24 protein-coding genes and 2 pseudogenes are annotated in these 24,939 nt (G+C 59.7%); 11 read left to right on the top strand and 15 right to left on the bottom strand.

Features of this window, described 5'->3' with window-relative positions:
• Nucleotides 1–41 precede the first annotated feature (41 nt).
• The 6 genes from ACQZ48_RS02265 to ACQZ48_RS02290 are packed head-to-tail and all read right to left on the bottom strand — an operon-like array spanning nt 42 to nt 6,096.
• Nucleotides 42–884 carry an amidohydrolase family protein gene (locus ACQZ48_RS02265; protein ID WP_077985322.1) on the bottom strand — a complete coding sequence of 281 codons (843 nt, stop codon included), beginning with the start codon at nt 882–884 and terminating at the stop codon, nt 42–44.
• A 25-nt stretch (nt 885–909) separates the two neighbouring features.
• A complete protein-coding gene (locus tag ACQZ48_RS02270) occupies nt 910–1,899 on the bottom strand; it encodes an aldo/keto reductase (protein WP_077985159.1) in 990 nt (329 codons plus the stop codon).
• Nucleotides 1,896–3,089, bottom strand: a complete 1,194-nt coding sequence (gene uxuA / locus ACQZ48_RS02275; RefSeq protein ID WP_191216694.1) for a mannonate dehydratase — start codon at nt 3,087–3,089, stop codon at nt 1,896–1,898. The genes ACQZ48_RS02270 and uxuA overlap by 4 nt, the downstream gene beginning before the upstream one ends.
• 3 nt (nt 3,090–3,092) lie before the next feature.
• Nucleotides 3,093–4,565 (bottom strand): mannitol dehydrogenase family protein, encoded by a 1,473-nt coding sequence (locus ACQZ48_RS02280; RefSeq protein ID WP_448728453.1) that lies wholly within the window; start codon nt 4,563–4,565, stop codon nt 3,093–3,095.
• Nucleotides 4,566–4,583: 18 nt separating this feature from the next.
• Nucleotides 4,584–5,324: an SDR family NAD(P)-dependent oxidoreductase gene (locus tag ACQZ48_RS02285; RefSeq protein ID WP_149742896.1), complete on the bottom strand. Its 741-nt coding sequence runs from the start codon at nt 5,322–5,324 to the stop codon at nt 4,584–4,586.
• Between the two features lie 22 nt (nt 5,325–5,346).
• Nucleotides 5,347–6,096, bottom strand: coding sequence for a GntR family transcriptional regulator (locus tag ACQZ48_RS02290; RefSeq protein ID WP_142912037.1), 750 nt, complete (start codon nt 6,094–6,096; stop codon nt 5,347–5,349).
• A 152-nt stretch (nt 6,097–6,248) separates the two neighbouring features.
• Here ACQZ48_RS02290 and ACQZ48_RS02295 point away from each other — a divergent pair, with 152 nt between their 5' ends.
• The 5 genes from ACQZ48_RS02295 to ACQZ48_RS02315 all read left to right on the top strand — a co-directional run bounded on the left by ACQZ48_RS02295 (nt 6,249) and on the right by ACQZ48_RS02315 (nt 11,852).
• A complete protein-coding gene (locus tag ACQZ48_RS02295; protein ID WP_173990930.1) occupies nt 6,249–7,289 on the top strand; it encodes a sugar ABC transporter substrate-binding protein in 1,041 nt (346 codons plus the stop codon).
• 192 nt (nt 7,290–7,481) lie between these two features.
• A complete protein-coding gene (locus tag ACQZ48_RS02300) occupies nt 7,482–8,468 on the top strand; it encodes an ABC transporter permease (protein ID WP_321186449.1) in 987 nt (328 codons plus the stop codon).
• A gap of 10 nt (nt 8,469–8,478) precedes the next feature.
• The gene (locus ACQZ48_RS02305; protein ID WP_191216697.1) at nt 8,479–9,456 is read left to right on the top strand and encodes an ABC transporter permease; all 978 of its coding nucleotides are present in this window, start codon (nt 8,479–8,481) and stop codon (nt 9,454–9,456) included.
• 4 nt (nt 9,457–9,460) lie between these two features.
• Nucleotides 9,461–11,002, top strand: coding sequence for a sugar ABC transporter ATP-binding protein (locus tag ACQZ48_RS02310; protein ID WP_191216698.1), 1,542 nt, complete (start codon nt 9,461–9,463; stop codon nt 11,000–11,002).
• A gap of 334 nt (nt 11,003–11,336) precedes the next feature.
• The gene (locus tag ACQZ48_RS02315; RefSeq protein ID WP_191216699.1) at nt 11,337–11,852 is read left to right on the top strand and encodes a disulfide bond formation protein B; all 516 of its coding nucleotides are present in this window, start codon (nt 11,337–11,339) and stop codon (nt 11,850–11,852) included.
• A 30-nt stretch (nt 11,853–11,882) separates the two neighbouring features.
• Here ACQZ48_RS02315 and ACQZ48_RS02320 read toward each other — a convergent pair whose 3' ends face one another.
• A complete protein-coding gene (locus ACQZ48_RS02320; protein WP_003585610.1) occupies nt 11,883–12,440 on the bottom strand; it encodes an HNH endonuclease in 558 nt (185 codons plus the stop codon).
• A 344-nt stretch (nt 12,441–12,784) separates the two neighbouring features.
• Between ACQZ48_RS02320 and ACQZ48_RS02325 the strand changes: the two genes are divergently transcribed.
• The 3 genes from ACQZ48_RS02325 (at nt 12,785) to ACQZ48_RS02335 (ending at nt 14,817) form a co-directional block, all read left to right on the top strand.
• Complete coding sequence (locus ACQZ48_RS02325; protein ID WP_448728454.1) at nt 12,785–13,084, top strand: hypothetical protein; 300 nt, start codon at nt 12,785–12,787, stop codon at nt 13,082–13,084.
• 146 nt (nt 13,085–13,230) lie between these two features.
• Nucleotides 13,231–13,836: a transglutaminase-like cysteine peptidase gene (locus tag ACQZ48_RS02330; protein ID WP_448728455.1), complete on the top strand. Its 606-nt coding sequence runs from the start codon at nt 13,231–13,233 to the stop codon at nt 13,834–13,836.
• Between the two features lie 189 nt (nt 13,837–14,025).
• Nucleotides 14,026–14,817, top strand: coding sequence for a metallophosphoesterase family protein (locus ACQZ48_RS02335; protein ID WP_191216702.1), 792 nt, complete (start codon nt 14,026–14,028; stop codon nt 14,815–14,817).
• A 7-nt stretch (nt 14,818–14,824) separates the two neighbouring features.
• Here the strand turns inward: ACQZ48_RS02335 and ACQZ48_RS02340 are convergent, their stop codons facing one another.
• Entirely contained in the window at nt 14,825–15,637 is an 813-nt protein-coding gene (locus tag ACQZ48_RS02340; protein ID WP_448728456.1) for an aminotransferase class IV family protein, read from the bottom strand.
• A gap of 80 nt (nt 15,638–15,717) precedes the next feature.
• On the opposite strand from ACQZ48_RS02340, the gene ACQZ48_RS02345 reads away from it, so the two are divergent.
• Nucleotides 15,718–16,092 carry a MerR family transcriptional regulator gene (locus ACQZ48_RS02345; RefSeq protein WP_077985170.1) on the top strand — a complete coding sequence of 125 codons (375 nt, stop codon included), beginning with the start codon at nt 15,718–15,720 and terminating at the stop codon, nt 16,090–16,092.
• A 96-nt stretch (nt 16,093–16,188) separates the two neighbouring features.
• Here ACQZ48_RS02345 and ACQZ48_RS02350 read toward each other — a convergent pair whose 3' ends face one another.
• Together ACQZ48_RS02350 and ACQZ48_RS02355 are read right to left on the bottom strand one after the other, a co-directional pair.
• A complete protein-coding gene (locus ACQZ48_RS02350; protein ID WP_448728457.1) occupies nt 16,189–16,326 on the bottom strand; it encodes a DAK2 domain-containing protein in 138 nt (45 codons plus the stop codon).
• A pseudogene (locus tag ACQZ48_RS02355) lies at nt 16,262–17,168 on the bottom strand (dihydroxyacetone kinase subunit DhaK). The gene ACQZ48_RS02350 and the pseudogene ACQZ48_RS02355 overlap by 65 nt, the downstream one beginning before the upstream one ends.
• A 339-nt stretch (nt 17,169–17,507) precedes the next feature.
• Between ACQZ48_RS02355 and ACQZ48_RS02360 the strand changes: the two are divergent.
• Nucleotides 17,508–18,761 carry an arsenic transporter gene (locus ACQZ48_RS02360; protein ID WP_077985172.1) on the top strand — a complete coding sequence of 418 codons (1,254 nt, stop codon included), beginning with the start codon at nt 17,508–17,510 and terminating at the stop codon, nt 18,759–18,761.
• A gap of 42 nt (nt 18,762–18,803) precedes the next feature.
• Here the strand turns inward: ACQZ48_RS02360 and ACQZ48_RS02365 are convergent, their stop codons facing one another.
• Nucleotides 18,804–18,992 carry a hypothetical protein gene (locus ACQZ48_RS02365; protein ID WP_269826398.1) on the bottom strand — a complete coding sequence of 63 codons (189 nt, stop codon included), beginning with the start codon at nt 18,990–18,992 and terminating at the stop codon, nt 18,804–18,806.
• Nucleotides 18,993–19,035: 43 nt separating this feature from the next.
• On the opposite strand from ACQZ48_RS02365, the pseudogene ACQZ48_RS02370 reads away from it, so the two are divergent.
• A pseudogene (locus tag ACQZ48_RS02370) lies at nt 19,036–20,002 on the top strand (hypothetical protein); the annotation flags it as partial.
• Nucleotides 20,003–20,029: 27 nt separating this feature from the next.
• Here the strand turns inward: ACQZ48_RS02370 and ACQZ48_RS02375 are convergent.
• From ACQZ48_RS02375 to ACQZ48_RS02390, 4 genes are all read right to left on the bottom strand, one after another.
• Nucleotides 20,030–20,686, bottom strand: a complete 657-nt coding sequence (locus tag ACQZ48_RS02375) for a DUF2161 domain-containing phosphodiesterase (protein WP_448728458.1) — start codon at nt 20,684–20,686, stop codon at nt 20,030–20,032.
• Between the two features lie 143 nt (nt 20,687–20,829).
• Nucleotides 20,830–22,056 (bottom strand): glycosyltransferase family 4 protein, encoded by a 1,227-nt coding sequence (locus ACQZ48_RS02380; RefSeq protein ID WP_448728459.1) that lies wholly within the window; start codon nt 22,054–22,056, stop codon nt 20,830–20,832.
• Nucleotides 22,053–23,390: a polysaccharide pyruvyl transferase family protein gene (locus ACQZ48_RS02385; RefSeq protein WP_448728460.1), complete on the bottom strand. Its 1,338-nt coding sequence runs from the start codon at nt 23,388–23,390 to the stop codon at nt 22,053–22,055. The genes ACQZ48_RS02380 and ACQZ48_RS02385 overlap by 4 nt, the downstream gene beginning before the upstream one ends.
• The gene (locus ACQZ48_RS02390) at nt 23,383–24,861 is read right to left on the bottom strand and encodes a lipopolysaccharide biosynthesis protein (protein WP_448728461.1); all 1,479 of its coding nucleotides are present in this window, start codon (nt 24,859–24,861) and stop codon (nt 23,383–23,385) included. Before ACQZ48_RS02390 ends, ACQZ48_RS02385 begins: the two co-directional genes overlap by 8 nt.
• Nucleotides 24,862–24,939 lie beyond the last annotated feature (78 nt).

Raw genomic sequence — 24,939 nt, forward strand, 5'->3', positions numbered from 1 at the left:
TTTATCGGCATGAACGAGACCATATCCGGTCAAGGATCATGCTATGCCGCCAGATAAAAACGTCTGGCATTGCCATGGCCGATATCTGCCTGCTCATCCGGTGAAAGCGCCGACAGAAATGCTCTCGTCATGGCGATCCACTCCGGCAGGCCGGAACCGAGATCGACCACCGGCCAGTCGCCGCCCCAGACCATTCTTTGGGGGCCGAACAGCGTCAATACGGTTTCCACGTAAGGTCTCACGTTTTCCAGAGTCGTTTGCCCCGGCGCACAATAGGCGGTGACACCCGAAAGCTTGACGAAGAGATTGGGCAGGCGGGCCAGATCGGCCATGCGCTCGCTCCAGGCGGAAAAATCGTTTCCGGCGATATCAGGCGTGCCGCAATGGTCAAGCATGAAGCGGACATTGGGGCAGGCACGGACAAGTTCGGCGGCAATGGCCAGCTGACGGGAATGAAAACACAGATCGATCGGCCACCCGGCCTTGCCGATCTTGCGCACATTTCGGCGATAGTTTTCCGCACGGCTGGTATCGTCGGGCATAACCTGGAGGATACGCCGGAACCCGACCACTTTGAGGTCGCGGCATTCCTCCAGCCAGGCGTCGAACCCCTGATCCGTTTCCGGCCGGCAGCTGGCGATCTGGCCGAACATCGGCAAGGTCCCTTCCCCAACCATGCCGGCCACAAGCCGGGCTTCCGCCCTATAATCATTGTCATCGACCCCGGTTTCCATGAAGATCGTGCCGACGACACCGCTGCCCTCGACAAGAGCTGCATAGTCCGCCCGGGTGAAGCTTCCCGCAAGGCTCGGCTCGCCGCGCGTCCAGGCATAACCGAGTTTGCCCCGCAAGATCAGATGCTGGTGGGTATCAATGAGGTCCATGGCGTCCTTCTCCCTGTCGTGCCCGTCAATCTTCAAGAGCGAGCGCGTCAAAACCCGCCCAGGCGGCGTCCGGCACGGCCGTTTCGAAAATGGATAGATTGCGCCGGAGGCTGTCCGGTTTCGCCGTGCCGATCAGCACGCTGGCGACATCGGCGTTTTGCAGCGGAAAATGCAAAGCGGCCGCCGCGAGCGCGACGCCGTGGCTGGCGGCGTGATCTTCCATGGCGCGCACCCGCTCCATGACTTCAGGCGCGGCTTCATTGTAATTGAAGGTCGCGCCCGGCTTTGCACCGGTTGCAAGAATGCCCGAGTTGAAGACACCGCCGATCACAAGCGCGGTGCCGGTTTCCGCGCAACGCCCAAGCAGCCGCGCCGCCGCCGACCGGTCGAGCAACGTATAACGGCCCGCCAGAAGGATGCAGTCGATCTCGTCTATCTCCATGAGGTTCAGACAGGCCGGAACCTCGTTCACACCAAGGCCGAACGCGCCGATCAGGCCTTTCGCCTTCAACTCGTGCAGCGCCTCGATGCCGCTTTCGGTGAATATTCCGAAATGATGGCGATAGGCTTCCTCTCCAAGCGTGGTCTCCTCCAGATCGTGAACATAGAGAATATCCACCGAACCGAGACCAAGCCGGGCAAGGCTCTGCTCATGTGAGCGCATGATGCCGTCATAGCTGTAGTCGTATTCCACCACGAAAGGCAGCGCGTCGACAAAACCGTAATCCGGTGTCACGCCCGCTTCAGCCGGTTTCAGGATCCGCCCGACCTTGGTGGACAGCACGAATTCGTCGCGTGGTTTGCCCTGAAGAAAATCCCCGACGCGTCGTTCGGAGAGGCCCTGCCCGTAATAGGGTGCGGTATCGAAATAACGGATACCGGCGTCCCAGGCGGCTTGCAGCGTCGCCATCGCATCCTCGCGGCTGACGCTGCGGTAGAGATTGCCGATACCGGCAGCGCCGAAAGAAAGCTCGCTCAGCGACAGCGCCGTGCGGCCAAGTTTGCGGGTTTTCATGCGGCCCCCTCCTCGCGGCGAAGCTGGCGCTCGACGGTGCGGATGACACCACGGAGTTCGCCGAGACCCTTCATGCGGCCGATATAGGAATAGCCGGGGTTGGTCTTTTTGGTGATGTCATCACCCAGCAGATGGCCGTGGTCAGGTCGCATTGGAATATTGGTGCGGCGGCCAGCCTTGGCGGCGGCCAGCTCCTCGCGCAACAATGCCTCGATGACGCCGATCATGTCCGTTCCGCCATCAAGATGATCGTCCTCAAAGAAGGAACCATCCGCTTCAACGGTCACATTCCGAAGATGGGCGAAATTGACGCGGGACGCGAACTCCCGTGCCATTGCCACGAGATCGTTGTCACTGCGCGCGCCGTAGGAGCCGGTGCAAAGGGTAATGCCGTTGTTCGGGCTTTCAACGGCCGAGAGGATGGTGCGGATATCGGCAGGTGTCGAGACCACGCGCGGCAGGCCGAACAGCGAGAATGGAGGATCGTCAGGGTGGATGCCGAGATGCACGCCCACTTCTTCCGCAACTGGCACGACTTCCCGCAGAAAGGCGAGAAGATTGCCCTGCATGGTCGTGCTGTCGATACCATCGAACGATGCAATCAGCGCGGCGATGGACTGGCGCGTCTGCACCAGCGCGCCGCCTGGCAGCCCTGCTATGATGTTTCGCTCTAGAAGCAACTGCTCCTCTTCGCTCATGTGCGCAAAACGCTCTTCGGCGCGCGCAACCAGCGCAGGATCGTAATTTTCCGCCGCATGAACACGCTTCAGGATGAAGACATCATAAGCGACGAAATCTGCCATTTCGAAGCGCAGCGCCAATCCGGTATTACGTGCCTGCCAGCGTAGGTTCGTGCGCGTCCAGTCCACAACAGGCATGAAATTGTAGCAAACGACGGGAACGCCAGCGCGGCCGAGACGGGCGAGCGTATCCTTCCAGCGCGCAATCGCCTTCGGGGCATCGGCATCACCACGCTTGACGGACTGTTCCATGGGAATGGATTCGCAGACACTCCATTCCAGACCGGCCGCCTCGATCATCGCCTTGCGTTTGGCGATCTCTTCGGCTGGCCACGCCGTGCCGTCGGGGATCTGGTGCAGCGCCGTTACAACGCCGCTCGCACCCGTCTGCCGCACATGCTCCAAGGTGATGGGGTCCGATTCACCGAACCAGCGCCAAGTTTCCTTCATAGTCTATTCCTCCGAAAAATGCCGTTCGATGGCGCCAAGCGCCCCGTATTCGACGATGTCGCGATAGGCGGCTAGAAGCGCCGTAACGAACGCCTCGTCCGCCTGCCATTCAGGCCCGAAGACGCGACGAAATGTTAAAAACCGGTCGATGACCGCATCCGGCTCCTCGCCGCTCCCGGTGGTCGCACCCCACTCCGCAAAGGCCGGATCGGCCATGACAATTGCCTCTCCCTTATCGTTCAGCGCTGCGCAGGACCGTATCCACATCGCAACCGCAAAAAGAGCGGCCGTATTCGGCGCGCCTGCGGCACGCAGTTCCGCAAGCGGCGCGAGAATGCGTTGCGGCACTTTCTGTGAAGCGTCAGAGGCGATCTGGGCGGCGCGATGACGAAGGGCGGGGTTGGCGAAACGCTGGCGCAGACCGGCAACATAGTCCGGACCGTTGACGGCCGGGCTCAAGGTCGAACCGACCTCCCGCCAGTAGCGGTCGATGTAACCGCGGACACGCGGATCGGCATAGATATCGGCGATCGTCTCAAGCCCGCTGCATTGACCGATTGCGGCCATGGCGGTGTGGGCGCCATTCAGCATCCTGAGCTTCATATGCTCATAGGGCTCGACCTCGTCAACGATTTCGGCACCTGACAGCTCGATGCCAGGGCGACCATGCGGAAAGCGATCCTCGATCACCCAGCGGAAGTAGGGTTCCGCAATTACCGGCCAGGCATCCTCACAGCCGAGACGCGCCGTCACACGCTCACGGTCGGTAGCCGTGGTGGCGGGCACGATGCGGTCCACCATGACGCAGGGGCAGGAGAGATTTTCCGCGATGAACGCAGCGAGATCCTTGTCGGTGAGACCAGCCATCTCCACCAGAAGACGGTGCAGGATGCGTCCGTTGGACGGAAGATTGTCGCAGGAGAGCAAAGTCAGCGGCACAGCCCCGGCGGCCCGCCGGCGTCTTGTTGCTTCCAGCAGAAAACCGAGCGCGGAGCGCGGCTTTTGTGGATGCACCAGATCATGAACGACATCGGGATGGTCACGAAGAAGCGCGCCCGCCGACAAATCGGCGAGGTAACCCTTTTCCGTCACCGTCAAAGTGACGATCCTGACACGCGGATCGATCATGGCTTGCAGCAGCCGCTCCGGTTCCTCAGGGGCGACGATGGTCTCGAGGATGGAACCGACAATCCGCAGCGTCTCGTTTTCACCGTCACGCAGGCAGAATGTATAGAGATTGTCCTGTGGCGCGATGGCATCGCGCGTATCGGGGCTGCGCAGCGAGGCAGCAACAATGCCCCAGCCGGTTTCGCCACGCGCGAGACAATCATCGATGAACACGGCCTGATGGGCGCGGTGAAAGGCGCCGACGCCGAGATGCACGATGCCCGGTGTGACCGCTTTGCGGTCATAAGCTTGCACGAGCACGTCTTGCGGCAGATGGGACAGTGCAAGGGAAGAAAGACGATTGGTCACGTTTGTTATCTCCGTATCTCAGCCGAATTGCAGGCCGCCATTCATGTCGACGACAGTGCCGGTCATGAAGCCGGACAGCGGCGAGGCAAGGAAACGCACGGCATGCGCCACCTCTTCCGGCTGGCAGAACCGCCCGACGGGAATGGCTGCGAGTTGCCGCTGACGGTCTTCCTCGGACAATTGCTCCATGATCATCGGCGAAACCACATAGGCCGGTGCGACTGCATTGGCGGTAACGCCGAAGGGCGCAAGTTCGCGAGCGGACGAGTAGGTGAGGCCGACCATTGCCGATTTCGACACCGAATAGGCCGTGCCCGCCGTCAGGCCGCCGGACTTCCAGGCATAAGACGAGATGTTGATCAGCCGCCCCCAGCGGTTCTCCTTCATGGCGGGAACGACGGCCTGCGTCAGCAGCAGGGCAGCATCGAGATTGACGGCCATCAACTTGTGCCATTCGTCAAGCGTGGTCGCGGCCAGTTTGTGCGGAGACAGCACACCGGCATTGTTGACGAGAATGTCGATGACTTCGAAACGATTGGCGACATCTTTCATGACGGCCTGGAGTGCCGCCGCATCGCCGAGATCGACGGCAATGGGGTCACAGGCGTTGCCGAACCCCTCCGCGAGCGCTGTAACAGCCTCAATATCGCGATCGAAGGCGAGCACCCTTGCCCCTTGCGCCACCAGCGCCGCAACCACGGCGCGGCCGATGCCGCCGCACGCGCCCGTCACGAGCGCGGTCTTGTGTTTCAGTTCCATTCCGTCTCCTCCACGTCCACTATCAAATGGACAAATGCTTGCGCTCTTCTTCGGGCAACTGTTCGTAGATCACGAAAACCATATCCAGATGCGTCACCAGCGCCCTTTCCGCGGCGTCGGCATCGCCCTGATCGAGGGCGTCGACGACCGCCAGGTGCTCCTCGATCACGGCGGGCAGGCGCTCCGGTTTCGCCCAGTAGCGATGGAACCGCGACAGCGTCACCTTGGCGGCAAGGATTGCCTGCCAGACGCCCTCGCGGCCGGAGAATGTGCCGAGCAGCCGGTGAAACGCCTCGTCGGCGTGGAAAAAGCCGTTGGCGTCGTTGGCGGCGATGACCCTTTCCTGCTCGGCGATGACATCCCGCATCGTCCGGCTCATCTCTTTCGTCCATTTCGGCGCAACTTCGCGCAGCAGCGCCACTTCCAGCGAACGGCGGATAAAATGGCTGTCCTGGATTTCACCGAGCCTGATCGGTGCGACGAAGCTGCCGAGCTGGGGATAGACATCCACAAGCCCCTCTTCAGACAGGCGCTGGATGGCGGCGCGCACCGGCGTGCGCGACACGGAAAACTGACGGCAGATGGAGTTCTCGCTGATTGGCGCACCGGGCGCCAGCCGCACTTCGACAATGGCCTGACGCAGGGCCGCATGAACCTGATCGGCCACGGATCCATAGCGGTTGACCACAAGCTCCACGCTTTCGATTCCAGGGCCCGAGGCCTCCTGATGGCCGCCGCGTCCGGCAAAGCCGGCATTGGTGTTTTTCGTCATGAACGCTCCCCTTTTGAAAGGCCGCCGTGAAAATCTGATTGCAACTTGGATACAAGTATACTAGTGTCCATGGTGCTTACGCAAGTCGGCTGTTGGGAGAAAAAGCGATTAAGGGAGGTTCCAGTCGCTTTTTTAAAGAAACAGGCCGTTTCATGGAGGAGAAAAACATGACGCATTTCATGCGCAGCCTCGTCGCTGCCGCAATCATCGGCGCTGGAGCCTGCGGTGTTGCGCAGGCGGCGGACGCCAGCAAGGTCGCCCTCGTTCCAGGCGGTCCGCACCCTTATTTCTCTGCCTGGGAGCAGGCCGGCAAGGACGCCGCCAAGGACTTCGGTCTGGCGGGCGCCGACTATAAGGTGCCGCAGAAATGGGAACTGGCACAGCAGAACCAGCTTCTAGAAAGCCTTCTGAGCCAGGGGTATAACGGCTTCCTGATTTTCCCCGGCGATCCCGTCGGCGCGGTCTCCACAGCCGAGGAACTGACCGGCAACGGCGCAAACGTGATTGCCGGCGCCGGCTGCTTCAAGGACCCTTCGCCTGCCGCTTTCTGCCTCGGCACCGATACCGGCAATTCGGCCTATCTCGGCACCAAGGAACTCATAAAGGCAATGGGAACGGGCAAAAAACGCATCGCCCATTTCACCGGCTTCCTTGTTGACCCCAACACCCAGCTTCGTATCGATGCCGTGAAGAAGGCGGCTGACGAAGGCGGCGCCGAGGTCGTTCAGGTCATCGCCGATATCGACGCGCCGGAACCGGCCGAGGAAAAGATCAACGCTTACCTCGCCGCCCATGCCTCGGAAGTGGATGGCATCGTCACCACGGCCTGGGTTCCGGCGGTCGTTGCTTCCAACGCGCTGCGCAAGATCGGCGACAAGCGCATCCACATGGTCGGCATCGACCACGACGAAGTCGTGCTGAAAGCGATCAAGGACGGTTTCGTCGACGGCACGATGCTTCAGAACCCCTATGGCCAGGGTTATATCGGCGCGTTTGCACTGAGCAAACTTCAGTCCGGCTGCAAGGTGAAGGCGGACGCGCCGTTCAAGTCCAACGCACTGACGACCAAGTTCATCGATTCCGGCACCGCCTATGTCGATGCCAGTAAGGTCGATAACTATGTCGATGCCATGCGCGCCGAGACCAAAAAGCTGCTTGCGAACTTCGATGCGACGTATCTGAGCTGCAAATAATCAGGCTTTTTAACACCTGCCGGGCGGGCCGCGATCACGCCCGGCAATCCCGCGTCGTCGAAAGCCCGCTCCGGCGGCAGCGCAATGTCAAGGCGGACCGCCGAGGTCTGCGGGCCAAACAAATACCGGAACATTTTCATGACCGTGAACGATAGTTTGCTTACAAAAGGCGCGCAGGAGACAGAGGAACGCATGCGCTCGAGCATTTCGCAAAGCCGTTTTTTCCTCACCAATGAATTCGGCCTCATTCTGCTGATCGTCGTTTTCGCCATCATTTTTGGCGTGGCAGCCAGCGGCTTCCTTTCGCCTTTCAATCTGTTCACGCTTGGCCGCAGTGCCGCAATCAACATCATGATCGGCCTGTCGATGATGGCGGTGATCGTGACCGGCGGCCTCAATCTTGCCGTTGGAGCGATCGGCGTCTCGGCAGCCATGGCCTGCGGTTATCTGATCGAGGTGCTTGGCATGCCATGGCCGCTCGCTGTTATTGGCGGTCTCGCCACCGGTGCAGCGCTCGGCTTCATCAACGGCTGGACCGTCATTCGCACGGGGCTGCACAGCTTCATCATCACGCTTGCCACCATGAGCATCTTTTTCGGGGTGATGATCTTCCTGACGCGGGCCGAGGCCTATCGCGGCCTGCCGCCGATCTTCGCAGCCTTCGGAAAGATGAAGCTCGCGACCTATTTCTCGCCGCTGCTTCTCGTCACGCTCGCAACGGCCCTCGCCCTGTCCTTTCTCTACCGGCGCACCGTTCTTGGCCGCGAAATGCTGGCAGCAGGCGCACGCCCGGAAGCGGCGGAACTTTCCGGCATCCGTGTCGACCGCATCTTTATTGCGTGCCACATGCTGTCGGGCCTGCTTGCCGGACTTGCTGCCCTGATGCTGGTAACCCGCACGGGCGCCGCCATTCCTTCCATGGCCGGCCAACTCGGGCAGGACTGGCTGTTGCCAGCCTTCCTGGGGCCTGTCCTCGGTGGCACGCTGTTGCAGGGCGGCAAGGTTTCGGTTCTCGGCACCTGTCTCGGCGCACTTTTGGTCACCATGCTGACCAGCGGCCTGCTGCTGCTCCAGCTCGGTGAATTCTGGGTCCAGACATTTCTCGGCCTGCTGCTGTTGCTGGCGGTTTTGATGGACAAGGCGCGGCGAAGCTATCTCGCCCGGCGCAACCTGGCTTGAGGACTGGACGATGACGACCGACAACACCCTTCTTCGCCTTGCCAGAACCGACTGGTTCGGCCCCCTGCTGGTCACGGTGCTGGCAATTGTGCTGATCCGTGGCTTCAGCCCCAACTTCCTGTCTTCCTTCAATATCCAGATCCTGCTTCTGGCCATTTCGGTCAATGCGCTCATCGCCTTTTCACAGATGATCATCATCGCCATCGGCCAGATGAACCTCTCCGTCGGCGCAATCGGCGGCCTTGCGGCAATCTCCTTTGCAGGACTGATGCAGGTCTGGGGGCTTCCGGCACCGGTGGCTGCCATTGCCGCCGTGCTGATCGGTATTGTCTGCGGCATGCTCAACGGCCTGCTGATTGCCATCACCGGCATTTCCGCCTTCGTCATCACATTGGCGACCCTGTCGATCTACAAAGGCATCAACCTCGGCATCACGCGGGCGGAACCATTCTACGGCATACCCGACTCGGTGAAAGCCTTCGGTTCGGCCCTCATTGCCGGGCCTATTCCGTGGCTCGCAGCTCCGACCATCGCCATCGCTTTCGCCCTGTGGTTCATGCTGCGACGCCAGCCGATAGGCCGCTTCATCCTTGCCATCGGCGGCAACAGCCATGCGGCGGAGCTTTCCGGCATTTCGGTGCGCATGACGGTGATCGTGGCGCATGGTATTTCCGGCCTTCTGGCATCGGTAGCGGGCATTCTGCTCGTTTCACGTCTGCAGATCGGCCAGCCTTCCATCGGCGATGACTGGCTCATCCTGTCCTTTGCCGCCCCCGTCATCGGCGGTGCCGTGCTGGCCGGCGGACATGTCAGCGTCGGGGCGACCCTGCTCGGCGTCGTCATCGTCGCCATCATCACCCAGGCGCTCGTGTTGTTCTCCATCGATCCGTTCCTCGTGCAGGTGGTGCTGGGCGCACTGATCCTCGCCGCCGTCGGCATCAACCGCCTGCGCGAAACGCATCTCGGCAAAAAGACAGGGAAGGCCTGACATCATGGACAAACAACCCGTTTTTCAGGCGCGAAACGTCGAAAAAGTCTTTCCCGGCGTCAGAGCTCTCAAGGGCGTCAATCTTTCGCTGCAACCCGGCTCGATCCATGCCCTGCTCGGTGAAAATGGTGCCGGGAAGTCCACCCTGATCAAGATCATCACCGGCGTCCATCATCAAAGCAGCGGCCAGATTCTCGTTGATGGGCAGGAAGTGCGCTTCGGTAATCCGCGCGAGGCGATTGCCCGCGGCATCGGTGTCGTCCATCAGGAACGCAACCTCATTCCGCGCTTCTCGATTGCCGAAAATATCCACATGGAAAAGCTCGGCGCGCATTATCTCAAACCTATCGACTACGCCGCGCTGAACCGCGATGCGCGCCGCTGGCTTGAGGCGCTCAATCTGGAAACCGATCCGGCAACGCCGGTATCGGAGCTTTCCGTTGCGCAGATGCAGCTCGTGGAAATCGCCAAGGCGCTTTCACTGCAAAGTCGTGTGCTGCTCCTCGATGAACCGACGACCTCGTTGACGCCGAGCGAGACGGACAATCTCTTCCGCATTCTGCGCCGCCTGCGCGACGATGGCGCAAGCCTTGTCTTCGTCAGCCACAAGCTGGAGGAGGTTCTCGACATCTGCGACCGGGTGACGGTGCTGCGGGATGGCGAAAACGCCTGCGAAAGCCGCTCGATGGAAGGGCTTGGACGTCAAGATCTCGTGCGACTGATGATCGGGCGTGCCGAAAGCGGCGGCGGCTGGCGCAAACGTACGGTCGAACACAATCCGATGGTGCTGGAACTTGAAGACGTATCGACCGCGATCGGTCACCGCGATGTCAGCCTGTCCGTGCGCAAGGGCGAGATCGTCGGCCTTTACGGGCTGGTCGGCGCCGGTCGCACCGAACTTGCAAAATCGATCATGGGCAAATTCGCGGTCACGGCCGGCGACCTGCGTATTTCGGGCCGGCCGGCACGCATCCGCTCCGTTGCCGAAGCGATCCACGACTATGGTGTCGGTTATGTCAGCGAAGACCGCAAGGGCGATGGCCTCATTCTCCAGCACTCCGTTCTTGCCAATGCGGGCGTTCCCATCTGGCGCAAGCTCGCGAATGCGTTCGGCGTGCTTTCGGATGGGCGCATCCGCGCGGCGGTGACGCCTTTCCTTAAAAAGCTCGAAGTAAAGACCCCAAGCCTCAGCCAGACGGTCGGCAATCTATCGGGCGGCAACCAGCAAAAAATCAGTGTCGCCAAATGGCTCGCCGCCGATGTCAAACTGCTGATCGTCGATGAACCCTCCGTTGGTATCGACATCAAGACCAAGGCCTATCTGCATGATCTGCTGCGCGAGCTGGCAGATAGCGGCACCGCCATTCTCATCATTACCAGCGACATGCCGGAAATGGTGGCACTGGCGGATCGCATCGTCGTGATGGACCGTTACAGGGTGAAGGGCATCGTCGAAAACAACGGCATCTATGCCGATATGAGCCAGCACATCATGGCACACATTCACCATCCGCAGGAGAGCGAGGCCGGCCTCCTCACGGCATGACGCTTCGCCGAAGACTTACGGTCGGCCCTTGTTTCAGCCTCCCGGAAAGGGGGCGGCTGCGGTGCGCGCCCGCTTTGTGTAACGACGCGGACCTCGATCGCTTTACGAAGCCCTTGAAAAGGCGCCGTCATGACAGCCGCGATCGCAACCCTCACAAAACTTTGCTTGTTCATCCCGCCAATAGTGCCGGGCTTTCATTTGCCAGACGCAGCGGACTGGATTAGACGAATCCCGTTACACCGTGGAAACCGGCGACTTAATTTCGCCATCACGCCCGCCTTTTTGAAAGCCCGTCCGGGATATCTGCTTCCTTTCGAAGTTCGAGGAAAACAACATGGCCAATGCGACCACCGCCGACAACAGCCGCACGCTCGCCGCTCTCGGCGTCACGGCGGGAATGATCTTCACCGTCGGCTCCGCCCTCGGTTTTCAGCATATTGGCGGTTATACGCCCTGCGCGCTGTGCCTGCTGCAGCGCGATCCCTATTATTACGCCATTCCGCTGGGTATCTTGGCCATTGCGACCAGCATCTTCAAATTGCCGGTTCAGATCACCCGGTTGCTGCTTGCCCTTATCGGTGTGGCGATGCTGATCGGCGCCGGGCTCGGCGTTTATCACGCCGGTGTGGAATGGGGTTTCTGGGAAGGACCGATCACCTGCGCCACGGGGGCGCCTTCCATCACCACCAATGCCGGCGATTTGCTGGGCAATCTGAACGCCATCAAGGCGCCTTCCTGCAACGACGCCGCCTTGCGGGTGCTCGGCCTTTCTTTTGCGGGCTGGAATGTCATCGCAAGCATTGCGCTTGCGGCAGTCGCCTTTTTTGGCGCGAGCCGTAAAAGCCGGTAAACGGAAAACCGCGTTGCAGTCCTTAAAAGATCAGGGCTGCAGCTCGGTATCCCAGTAAAGATAGTCCATCCAGCTTTCGTGCAGATAATTGGGCGGGAACAGCCGCCCGTTATTGTGCAAATCCTGAACCGTGGGCTGGAAAGGCTTCTGCGCCGGGAACATGCCCGCCTGCTTGGGAAGCTTGCTGCCTTTTTTAAGGTTGCAGGGAGAGCACGCCGCCACGACATTGTGCCACGTCGTTTCACCGCCGTGCGCGCGGGGAATGACGTGGTCGAAGGTCAATTCGTCCCGCGTGCCGCAATACTGGCATTCGAACTTGTCCCGAAGGAAAACATTGAAGCGTGTAAAAGCGGGGTTGCGGGTGGGCTGCACATAGGTCTTGAGGCTGACGACGCTCGGCAGCCGCATGGAAAAGCTGGGGGACGACACCGCATGATCATATTCTGCAATGATGTTCACACGGTCTAGAAAGACGGCCTTGATCGCGTCCTGCCAGGACCATAACGACAAGGGATAATAACTCAGTGGCCTGTAGTCTGCGTTCAGAACGAGCGCCGGCAGGGCCTGTGGTGAAACTGCAATCGTCAAGGGCTTCTCCTGAGCGATTCGGCATCTGCACTTGTATATTAGGTCCGTTGTTACAGGATTGTGAAGCCTATAAATGCAGCGGCGAAGAGCTTAATTTTTGAGCCCTGAAATGGCGTTTTTCGCATTCCTGACGATCAAGCGGCACGGTGGAGCCTCCTGGCCAGGGACACCGCGGGCCGATGCGGCAGGGAGGCGATTCGGGCCTTTGCCAGACACAAATCCTTCTCACACCGGACGCACTATCGGTGATATGATTACCCCCGACGGACCAATGGAACATCAATGCGCGCCCGGCATGGCAAATGTGCGGCGACGTCCGTCATTTCGTCAATGGAGGAACGGTCATGAGGTTGGGCAGGCGGCAAGCGGCAGCATTGCGGGGCAGCCTCGCGGCCGGCGTGCTCGTCGCCGTGATCGGTCTCTTCGCGTGCGCCCATGCCCAGCAGTACCAGAATTTCGAAGTGACGCCGGATGGCCGCGGCGGAGCGCAGGGAACGATCGGCGGGCGCAATTTCGAAATTTACCGAAATTACGACCGGCCGCCGGTAAACCGCGCCTCCCCCGATACACGGCGTGAACTCAGGCGCGCTGTCCCGCAGCAAACCTGTATCATCGACACCGAGGGTAGAACCCGCTGCAGGTGAGCGCGAGCCCAATTTTCCGGCTGTTTCTAGCACGCTGCAACAAAATTAGATTTCGTTAAAATGCAATCTATCGACTTAAACGGCCCGCAAGAATGGGTCGCTATGGTGCCAGGCATAAGAGACGACAATTGTGCAGGGGCAAGGACATGGCGAAGAAAACAATCCGTCTGGCAAAGATCTTTGCCGTCGCTGCCAGCGTGGCGGCAAGTATTGCGACAACGGCATCGGCCGTCCAGCTCGGCGGCCTCACCCAGAAACCCGGCGCATCGCGGCCTGGCCAGTTCATGACCACGAGCCGCCCGACCATCGCGCCCATTGCCTTTGCGAAATTCTGCGAGAGCGCCGCCGACCAGTGCCTCCGGATCGGCGACCGCGATATGGTGGAACTGAGCAAACAGAAGCGCACGGAACTCCAGCGCATCAACGCCGAGATCAACACGTCGATAATCTATGCCAGCGAACAGGACGGCGAAGACGACTGGAAACTGAACCCGGCAAGCGGCGACTGTGAAGATTTCGCGGTGACCAAGCGGCAACGCCTCCTGCGCGCCGGCTGGCCCTCAGGCGCCCTGCGCATCGCAACGGCGCGCACGACGGATGGCATTGGCCATGCCGTTCTGGTCGTCAGCACCAGCCAGGGCGATCTGGTGCTTGATAACCGCACCAATGTCGTCAAGCCATGGAAAGCGGTGGATCTGAAATGGATCAAGATCCAGTCGCACGAGGACCCACGCGTCTGGCTTAAACTCTAGAGCATGGTTTCTGGCTAAAGCCGCCCTTTCGGGCGGCCTGCATTGCCGGTTTTAGGGCGGCATCTCTTTCGGACATCAAAGAGGGTATTCTTTTCCGCAAAATCGGCGCGCCAACGCAGCTTTGTCGGGTAATGCGACAGCCGCCTTCAACGCCCTTGACCTTGTGCGGGAGAGACAGTATCGGCAGCTATGCCCAAGGTATTCAACTGGATTCGCGGTCGTAAGCAACCAGCCCCCCGCGACGACCGGAGGCGGCGTAGAATAGACCTTGGCGACAAGCCGGCCACCTTCCCTATTTACGCCATTGGCGACGTGCACGGCTGCCTCGATCTGCTTTTGCAGGCGGAGCGGAAAATCCTCGCCGATCTGGGACCCGAGCCCGCACCCGCGCTGGTCGTTCTCCTCGGCGACTATGTCGATCGCGGACGGGACTCCCGTGGCGTTCTCGAATATTTGCTGCAGCCCCCGCCCGCGCCGCTGCGCCGTATTGCGCTTTGCGGCAACCATGAGCAGCTCTTCCATGATTTTCTCGAAAGTCCGCAGCAGAATATGCACTGGCTGGACTTCGGCGGCCGCCAGACACTTCTGTCCTACGGGGTCGATATCGACTATTTCATGAATAAAGGCCGTCTCAGGCTACAGCCTTTCAGGGATGCGCTGCTAGGCGCGATCCCGCAGCCGCATCGCCAGCTTTTATCCAGCCTGCCCGTCTATGCCCGCATCGGCTCCTATATCTTCGTGCATGCCGGCTTGAGACCGGGATTGCCGCTTGATGCGCAGACCGATGAGGACATGCTCTGGATCCGTGAGCCTTTCCTCTCACAGGGAGCCGGGCTGGACCTCCTCGTCGTCCATGGACACACACCAGTGGAGCAACCGGAGACCGGCCCGCAGCGCATCGGCATCGACACCGGCGCTTACACCACGGGCAGGCTCACCATTCTCAGGCTCTCGGATGCGGGCCTGCACCTGATCGGCTAAGCCTCGGTCAGATTTTCACCAGCGGCTCGCGCTCGTAGGTCTGGTGGAGCATTTTCACGAAAGAAGGCGCCACGGGCACGCGATGCGGCCCCAGAGCTTCGACCGGAATGCCAGGTGTCAGGGAATTCATCACGACCGCGCCCTTGATATCGCCGAGATCGGCGGGACGGATCAGTTGCTCGCGCTGAGCGATGCCGAGCGCGTCGAGCTGGCGGCGAATGATGCTCATCGTGATACCAGCAAGGAAGGCGGCCCTTGGCCAGACCACCGCCTCGCCATCCCAAAAGGCCATATTCCAGATGGTTGCTTCGCTCAGATATCCCCGCGCGTCAACAAAGGCCGCATCGTCATATCCACCCTCGACGGCCTTGCGAAGGAAATAGGTTTTTGATGCTTCACCCACATGTTTGATCGTTGCGAAGGGGCGTTCATGGTTGACGAGTGCCAGACGCAGGGATTGTTTCGGATCATCAAAGGCAGGCGTTGTGCGAACGAGAATGGCGGGGTCGTTCTCTGCTCCCGTCCGAGTGAATTCCCCACTGCGCGAAAACAGGGTAGCAGTCAGGGACAGGGCCGGCGGGCCTGCATGGATCGCTGTCCGCAACCGGTCGCGCACCAGATCATCCGGCAGGGCTCTGCCGAAAAACTCTTGCGATGCCGATTTCAGTCGGGCGAGATGCAAATCCAGCCCGCGCGCGGCGCCGTCCCGCACCTGCATGGCGGTGAAATGCGCAAAACCTGCGAAGGCCAGAGGTGATAAGTCTTGTGCGGTCGCCGTCCGGCCATCGAGTTCGGTACGAAAGCGGGATTTACCATTCATTTTCAAGCTCCTGAAGCGTGTTTACATATTGGAGCGTCTTCCCTACAGTCTGACAGCGCTGTCAGAGTCAAGGGCTGGAAATGAAGATTGGCGAACTCTCCCTGAAAACAGGTGTGAGCATTAGAATGCTCCGCTACTACGAGGCCGAAGGCCTTCTCACGCCCGGCCGCACGAAGGCCGGATATCGGGACTACAGTGTCGCCGACGTCGATACCGTCGAGCGCATCCTTCTGCTCGGCAATGCCGGCATGACCCTCGCCAATGTCAGGGAGTTCCTGCCCTGCTCCCTTGATCAGCGGCAAGCCTTCCAGCCATGCGACGAATTGAAATCGAAGCTGCGGATGCAGATCGGCAGGGTTGAAGAACAGATGAACGGACTTTCCAGGAGCCGGAAGCTGCTCACAGACATTCTGGCAACCTTCGAAAAATCCACTCCGGCTTCAGGCCGCCGGTAAGCCTCTGTGTCAGCGATGGCCATCCCCGCTTTACGGAGCGGGCGGCGGACAGTCATCTCCACCGCCACATCAGTTAACCGGGGATAAGGCCGATCCTCACGCACCATCAATAGCTTCGAGCCAGATACCGACGGCGACCGCGCCCCTATCGGGATGACCGACCACCCGCTCACCGAGGTAACTTGCGCGCCCGAGCCGTGGCTTCATCGAGGATGCCGCCTCTGCGCGCTGCATCGTCGACTTGCAAGACCGACAACGAAAAACCCGGCATATCGAGGGCCGAAGGAAGGTGCCGGCCCAGGCGCGTTCCACGACGACACCTTTCGCCTCCAGCAGCACGACCGCCGACCGTGCCCACGATAGCGAGTTCCATCGGCGGCGTTGCCCCTAGGCCATTGACCAGCAGCGCGACGCGATCGCCGCCAGCGAGCTTGCCGTCGGCCTTGATCGTTTCGATCACCAACTTCACGAGCGCGTCAGCCGAGGCGATGGGCATCCGCTGCACGCCCTGTTCACCATGGATTCCGAGCCCGACTTCAATCTCGGTCTTACCCAGCACGAAGCCCGGCTTGCCGACAGCCGGCGGCGTGCAGGAGCCCAGCGAGACACCCATCGAAGAGAGCTTGGGCGGCGTCCCGGGCGATGCCGGCCACCTCTTCAAGAGCAAGCCCCTTTTCCGCTGCGGCCCCGGCGAGCTTGTGGACGAGCACCGTTCCCGCAATCCCGCGGCGGCGATCGACGGGAACCGTATCCTTCAAGGCAACGTCGTCGGCGACGACAACGATCTCGACAGGGATTCCTTCGGCTCTCGCCAGCTCCGCCGCCAAGCCGAAATTCAGCCGGTCGCCGGTATAGTTCTTGACGATGACCAGCGCACCGACATAACCGGCATGGGCAGGCTCATGTCCGCTGCCGCCGCCCGAAAGCACGGCCACCCTGCGCTTCTCCGCCTCGGGCAGCCCGGATCGAATGACCACGTTCCCATCCGGAAGCAGAATGGTTTGCGGGCTGAGCGCCACGACGCCCTCCAGCATGTCCCGGACAACGGTGGATGGATCGTTGATAAGCTTCTTCATGCCTTACTCCTCGATGCAGTGCGTCGGCGGGCGGGCGGTATTCTGGCATTTACGCGCGCTGGAAAACGCGTAGATGCGGCTTGAACAGTGAACAAGCATGGTCTCCTCGCCGATTGCAAGCGTCGGAAATGCACGGCAAAGCTTCAAGCACGAAACAGGACTGGCCTCCTTACTGAGGTAATTGTCGGCAGACTTGTGGTCAGCCCGCTTCTGACATTGTATAGAATGCCGGTGATCCCTTTTGTTCCCGCCGGGCTTCCCGAACGCGAAGACAACACTGAAATAACCAGACGCAACCCACCACCTGATCAACCTCAACAACAAGCATCAAGGAAACACATGAGCGCTGCGTATTATACGTCGGCCATTGCGGTCGCTGCTGCGGCAGGGGTGGTTATCAGGCCGTTCCGGTGGCCCGAGGCCGTATGGGCCGTCGCAGGAGCGCTGCTGATCCTCGCGCTGGGCATTTTGACGCCTGCGGAAGTCTGGTCAGGGGTGATCAAGGGTCTCGACGTTTACCTGTTCCTGACCGGCATGATGTTGCTGTCTGAGCTTGCGCGGCGTGAAGGTCTGTTCGACTGGGTCGCCGCCGTTGCGATCTCTTATGCCAGAGGGTCGGCGCGGCGCCTCTTCGTGCTGATCTACCTGATCGGCGTCGTCGTGACCGCGCTTCTCTCCAACGACGCCACCGCCGTCGTCCTGACGCCTGCCGTTTATGCGGCCTGCCGCGCTGCCAGGGTCAAGGATCCGCTTCCTTACCTTTATATCTGCGCCTTCATTGCCAATGCGGCGAGTTTCGTGCTGCCTATCTCCAACCCCGCCAACCTCGTCATTTTTGCCGGCGGCGAGATGCCGCCGCTGTCCCGCTGGCTGGACACGTTCCTGCTTCCGTCGATTGCGGCAATTCTTGTCACCTTTCTTGCGCTTTACTGGTCGCAGCGCCGTGTTCTCGCGGAAGACACCGTCGCGGATCGGGTGGAACGCCCGACCCTCAGCCTGCCGGCGAAACTGGCGGGCGTCGGCCTGCTGGCAACCGCCGCCGTGCTGCTGTCAGCCTCTGCATTCCACATGGATCTCGGCCTTCCGACGTTCCTCGCTGGCGTAATCACGACTATCCTCGTTCTTGCCATCGTGCGGCAGAACCCGGTGGAGATCATCAAGGATGTGAGCTGGGGGGTGCTGCCGCTCGTTGCGGGCCTGTTCGTCATCGTCGAAGCCGTTAGCCATACGGGCATCACCGCCGTGGTCGCCGAGCAATTGAAGGCGCTGAGTGAACATTCGCAGGCACAGGCCATTGGGATCGGCGGCGTCGCCGTCGCGCTTTTTTCCAACCTCGTCAACAACCTACCGGCTGGTCTTTTCGCCGCAAGTGCCGTTCAGGCTGCACAAGTGCCGGACAATGTCACTGCCGCTGTTCTGATCGGGGTCGATCTGGGACCGAACCTGTCGGTCACGGGCTCGCTCGCAACCATCCTTTGGCTGTCAGCACTCCGGCGCGAAGGCCTGCATGTGCGCGCGCTGGACTTCCTCAAACTGGGCGCCCTTGTCATGACGCCGGCCTTGCTGGCGTCGCTTGCAACGTTGCTGCTCTGACACGCGCATGAGGACGCCGTGAGAGGGCGTGAAGCGGCGCCGTTACGCCGCTTCCGGTCTCCTATCGGACTCCTCGTTGATCTTGTCGATCAGTTGCATGAGGATGTCCGAGCACGCCTTCATCGGCTCGTCATCGGCACATTTGACATCGATCTTGCTATCGCCCTGCTCGAGGCGGAAATGCGCGCCCTTTGACGGCGGTGGTGGAGGCGACGCATCGGGGCGACCCATACCATCCGCCGGACCGGGCGGCGGCTGTTGGGCAAAAGCGATGAAGGTGGATGCGCCCGACGAAAGCGAGGGCGCGGCTGGCAAGAGGGTTAAGGCCACCATCAATCGTATCGACATGCAGATGGACAGCCGCAAACTCGATCTCGGCATGAACGGCATGCCGGTCGAAAATGGCGACAACTCGATAAAGGTCGATGAGGTAAGCCTCAAGGGCTTTGACTGGAGTTCGTCGATCAAGGCAATTTCCGAGCTCGCCGGGCCCGATGATACCGAGATTGAAACCTTCCCGTTCAACCGTCTGATACCGGAAGTCGGAACGATCCGTGTTGGCGGCATCAATGTCGATGTGGCCGCGCCCGAAAAATCGGACGAGGAGGCAAACGAGGAGACGAAAGGCACGCCGGAGCGCGTCAAATTCACACTCAAGAATTTCGCAAATGGGGCTGAGAAAACCCTTCAACGGCATTCCGACCGACATTACGATCCGGCAGGACGATCTGACTCTTCCCATCCCGGCGGACTCGTCGGAGGAGGTTCTTGTTGAAGCGCGCAAGCTGGGCATCGAGTCGCTCGCCCTGTCTTAGGGCCTTTCCGCGGGTTGGGACGAACCGAACAACAATCTGATGATCCGGGAAATCTGCTTCAGCGGCAAGGATATTGGCAGCGTCAATTTCTCCGGTCTCGCGAGCGGGTTTACGGAAGAATTCTTCTCCTTCGACATCGGTCGCGCCCAGGCCGCACTCTTCGGGCTTGCCGGCCGCGAGGTGAAACTCACGATCAAGGACGAAGGTTTGATGGCCAAGGCGATCAAGCTTTATTCTTTGGAAAACCACATGAGCGAGGCAGAGGTTCGCGCCACCCTGACATTGGTGGCAAGTGCCCTGCTGCAACAGGTCGCGGCTGAACAGCCGAAACTGCAAAATGCGGTGGAGGCGCTCGGCCGCTTCATCAGCACACCGGGAACCCTGACGGTCACGGCCAAATCGACGGGTGCAAATGGCCTCGGCCTTCTGGTTTATGGCACACGCGGTTTCGCGTCAGGTTGCCGGTTGCGGCCATCGCTGCAGGGCTTCCTGCCCGGCCTCGGTCAGGCCATAGACTCCCCGATCGAGCCGTTCGAACCAGCCATAGACATTCGCGAGCAGGATTTTGCCGGCATCTGGGACGCTCGACCTGATCTGGCGCACGCGCATGGGGCCTGATGCCAACGCCTCTGCGCAGCCGAGTGCCTGCTGGCGATAGGCGGTCATGATCGGCGCGCGTGTGCTGCCACCCACTGCCGGATCGCCACGCCGCCTCTGGTGTTCGCGCATCAGCCGGGAGCGCCGTTTCGGATTGGTGCGCGGCATAGGGGTCACGGAGCCGACGAGAATGCTGACATCGCCGGCATCGGAGATACCGAGCATGCCGATCCCGAGCCTGCGGCAGAGATCCCGGTAACGTTTGTCAGCCTCACGGCCCTTGCCCTTGGCCGAGACCCGCGCCGCGATCCAGACCTCATCTGCGATAGCCGCCCGATCGACAGCCTGCAGGATAAGTTCCAGATTAAAGCTCAGTTTCAGCTCACAGATCACGACAACAGCCGGGTCGTCGTCGCTCAGACCCACAAGGTCACAACCACCAACTTCACCCTTGACGGTGTAACCAGCCTTTTCAAGAAAGCCTTTGACGGGCAGATAAAGCGACGTTTCCATATACCAGCGGGTTCAAGTGACGATCCGGCCCCTGAATACATCGATCCGCCCACCAAGAACAACCCTTTGACGGGCGCAGCGACGGACATCACCGATTATCGGTCCCCTCGGCGGGAGACGGCATCCAGCGGAAAACTCATACCTTATTCAGGCTTCCTGCCGGTCAGAATATTATTCAGCACCGTCATTTGCCGGCGGTTCCACTCAATCGCGTCCTCGAAGGCTTTGTTTCCAAGTTCCTGCCGCTGATCCTGGCTCGCGGCCAGTTGCAGGATTGCGTCGGCAAAAGCCTGATGATCACCATCGCCGACAATGACCACGCCGCGCCGGTATCGTTCCGAAAGTCCCCTCGCACCTGTCCGGGTGCTGATCGTGGGAACACCTGCGGCGAGAGCGTCGAGCAATTTTATGTTGATGCCCGTTCCAAGCGTGATGGGATTGATCGAGAGTGGCGCACGGGTGAAAGCTTCCTTCAGGCTGTCCACGCGGCCAAGTTTGACAACACCGTCCCTATCCCCGATCTTGCCGCATATGCTGCCAGCCACGATCAGGCGAATATCCGGCCGTGTCGCCCTGACGATCGGCAGGACGTTGTCAATGAAGCCCGTCAGGGAAATGATGTTGGCGTCATTGCTGGAACCAAGAAACAGGAAGTCGCTCGAACTGAGGTCTTCCACTCTTCCACCGAGATCGAGAGTATGGCTGACGGTTGCAACAACCGGCGGCTCTGCCCCCTGCCGCTGCCTGAACGTCCGCTCCTCTTCCTCCTGAATGGCGACAACCACGTCCGCACGGCGGAAAGCCTTGCTTTCCATTTTCGGTGGAACGGAAAACCAGTATCCATATTTGTTCGCGTTATTGACGAAAGCCTTGTGTCGGTCGGCGAAGGAATCATGGGTGTCGAGAATGCGCAGCACCCCCTTCGGCAACCCCAGGAACGCCCGCGAATGAAAGGCATATTCGACAATGACGGCATCAATGCCAAGCCGGCGCTGAATATCCCGAACCTGCCGGCCGATTTCCGGGTAATAGAACTCGTCGAGGTGATTATAAAAACCGCTGTCGCGACCGAGAAGGCGGTGGACCTTTCGGACGGCTCGAAACGCGATCACTTCAGCTTCCAACCCCCAATCCCCGATAAGCCTTGTTTTAAAACGGCTCCGCTGCCGTGATACGAAATGCAGGCGCCCGGAGCTGAATTCTGCTTCATGCGCGGCCGGATCGAAATCGGCGGCAATCGGGGTATCAACATAAACGAAATGCACCTCATGTCCCAGGCTGCGAACGGCGCGCGTCAACTGGAGAATCCGGCTGCGATTGCCCTCGGACGCGGGAACGGCGGGAATGGCTGAGACGAAAGCAACTTTCATGAGACCGATTGATTCTGTTTTGGAAAGGACTCGAAAATCTGAAAATTGTTTTTTGATAGGCCGAGAACATCAGGCAATTTCCGCTGGACCTGCTCGCGAAGGTCATCAGCATTGTCGACGAACTCCATCAAAGCGTTCCTGATGCCGTCATCGCTATAGAAGGCGGAGGGAGCAAGCAGTTCCGACGAAGATAGAGCGAAATGCTGGTATAGCCCTTCGAATTTCCCTTGATAGGCGATACATATGACCGGAACGCCTTTACCCAGTCCCGCTATGGCAAGATGCATGCGCCCACTGACAATTCCATCCAGTTGCGCCGCAATGCCCTTGAGAACGGACGCGGACCACCTGCCGTTCAGATATCGAACCCGATCTGCCAGTGAATCTGGAACCTGCCCGGCAATCGCCTGAAGGCAAAATTCGTCGCCGAAACCATCCCGGTAATCATGCGGCATAAGCAGCCAGCAGACCGGCCGTGCATCCGCCACAAAGTGCAATGCCTCGGCTCCCCGCTTTATGATGGTGTCGACCTGGCTGCTGTCAGCATTTTTGAACAGCATGGGGTGCAGGTTGAAGCCCATCACCCTGTATCCCTCATTACGTTTCCGTTTGATCCAGGAGACGGTGTCTTCATCCGGTTCTGAGGCAACAAGGCTAAACGCCGAATCGGCAACCAGTACCGCGTTTGTCCTGGCGAATGATTGCAGGCGGTTGAGGGAAACCGGATCGCGTACATTAATTGAGACATTGGGATGAAGGGCGCTATAAAACATAGCCAGAGCGGGATGAGGCGCTTGGTTGAAGCTGAAACCAAGGATGACATTTTTTATCCCGGCGGCCGCAGCCAAATCAGCACTTGCCAGGAGTTTTGCGCTGACCAGTGGATGATAATATCCATCCATCACATCTGCCCCAACCACCACGACGCAATCGTATCGCCGCGCTTCAAAGTGGTTAAGAAGTGCTCCGGAAAAATCAATTTCGCCAAAGAGATCGACGGGATTAAATCCCCTCTGACGAACCAAATCCGAAGCACCTGTACCTTCGACCAGTATATCGACTTCGACATCAGGATTTCTTGCACGAGCATGCTGGACGGTCGCGGTGATCATGGCATCGTCGCCGATAGAGCCAAAAACGGAATAGGGATCGCACGCGACAATCAGAACCCGATTTATATGATCCCCAGCGGCGAGGTTTTTTATACGTCGCTTTTGCTCCTGCAGCGTGTGAAAGAAGTGACGAATAGCAACATCCTGATTGCGGCTTTCATTGTACTTCACCCATTCACGATGCAGCGGTGCGGGAATGATTTTCTTTATGAGCTTACGCATTCACTTCCTTCCGTGGGAGTACCTTGCTCGTGACGAAAACAAGGGCCGACCGCGCCTGCGTCCGAGCAACCAGCGCTATGAGCAAAATATAAGTAAATGTAAAAATGGACCCGAGCAGTATTGCGGACATGAAATCGCCTAAACTGAGGGCGGCAATTTGAGGACGCATCCATTGAACGATGATAAAGCAAAGACCGCTGGCGGCAAAACTCGGCAGAAGCAGAGACATTATTTTTCGGAGCGACACGCCCAATTCACGCGAAACATAAAAGAACGTAAAGGGCGTTGAAGCAAGTTGACCAAATACGTAAACAATGACGAGTTCATCGATACCGTCGGTCGGTATGAAGACAATCATCAGAATTGTGGCAATCGATTTGGCGGCGCCGGCAATCAATACCTTGTTCGGGCGGCCGCGTGCGGAGAGAAATGGGCCGTTTTGAAATTGCACACATTGTAAAGCGCCGAGCAGCAGCAGGGGTCTCGCGATCTCATCTGCCCCGTGCCACTGCGCACCAAACAAAACGCGGCAAATCTCCGGCGTCAATGCCGCAAAGAGCACGAAGGCTGGTGTCGAGACGATAGCGGATATTGCGATCAACCGCTTGTAAAGTTCCGCCATGCGGTCGCGCTCGTGCGAGACGCGCGAAAGCACCGTTAGCGAGACGTCATAAAGTGCCGACTGAAGCAATTGCATCATAAGTTGATAGAGCCTGCTGCCAACCGTGTAGAGTCCGAAGACGGCCACGCCATAACGTCCCAGGATCATGAAATCGATCAGGCGCGTGGCCGCGAAATCGACAATGCGAAGCCCGAGCGCCGACGAACCGAAGCGAAGCAGTTCGACGAAGGTGCCGGGATTGAGAGCGGTGCCCGGCAGCCAATGCGGCTTTCGCCAGAGCCAGATCAGCGTGACGAGGGTGGCGACATAGGTTTGAACGACGAGGCTCCAGACGCCCATGCCCGTGATCGCGAAAACAATCGCCACCCCACCGCCGACGATGTTCGAGATGAAGGTTCTGATTGCCAGCGGTTTGAAAGCCAAAGCACGGCGATAATTCACCTCCTGAAACATCGAAGCCGTGTTCAGCGGCAGCAATATGCAGATCGCCACGATGACCGGCGCCAGCCCTTCGACCTCGAACCAGCGTTCCAGTTCCGGTGAAAACACGCAGACGACGATAGCCAGCAGCGTTGCGACCGTGACCGAGGCATAAAAGGGCAGATTGACGTCGCCGGGTTCCAGGTTGCGTTTCTGCACGATCGCGTCCGCGAATCCGAACTCCGACACCATCTGGATCAACATCAGCACCAGCCCGGCGGTGGCGACCATGCCATAATCGGTAGGGCTGAGGAAACGGGCCAGAACGATGAAGAGAATGGAGGTGAAAAGCTTACCGCCCCAGTTCTGGACGATGGACCAGAAGACACCCGTAACGGCGGCGCCGCCTATCGACGTAGCTTCGGCCATCAATCCACCATCCGTAAACCCGGCCGAGTCGACGCACCATGCGCAACCGCCGCAAAACAGTCGACGCCCAGGCCGTGA

Source organism: Agrobacterium sp. 22-209-1 (genome assembly GCF_053522485.1).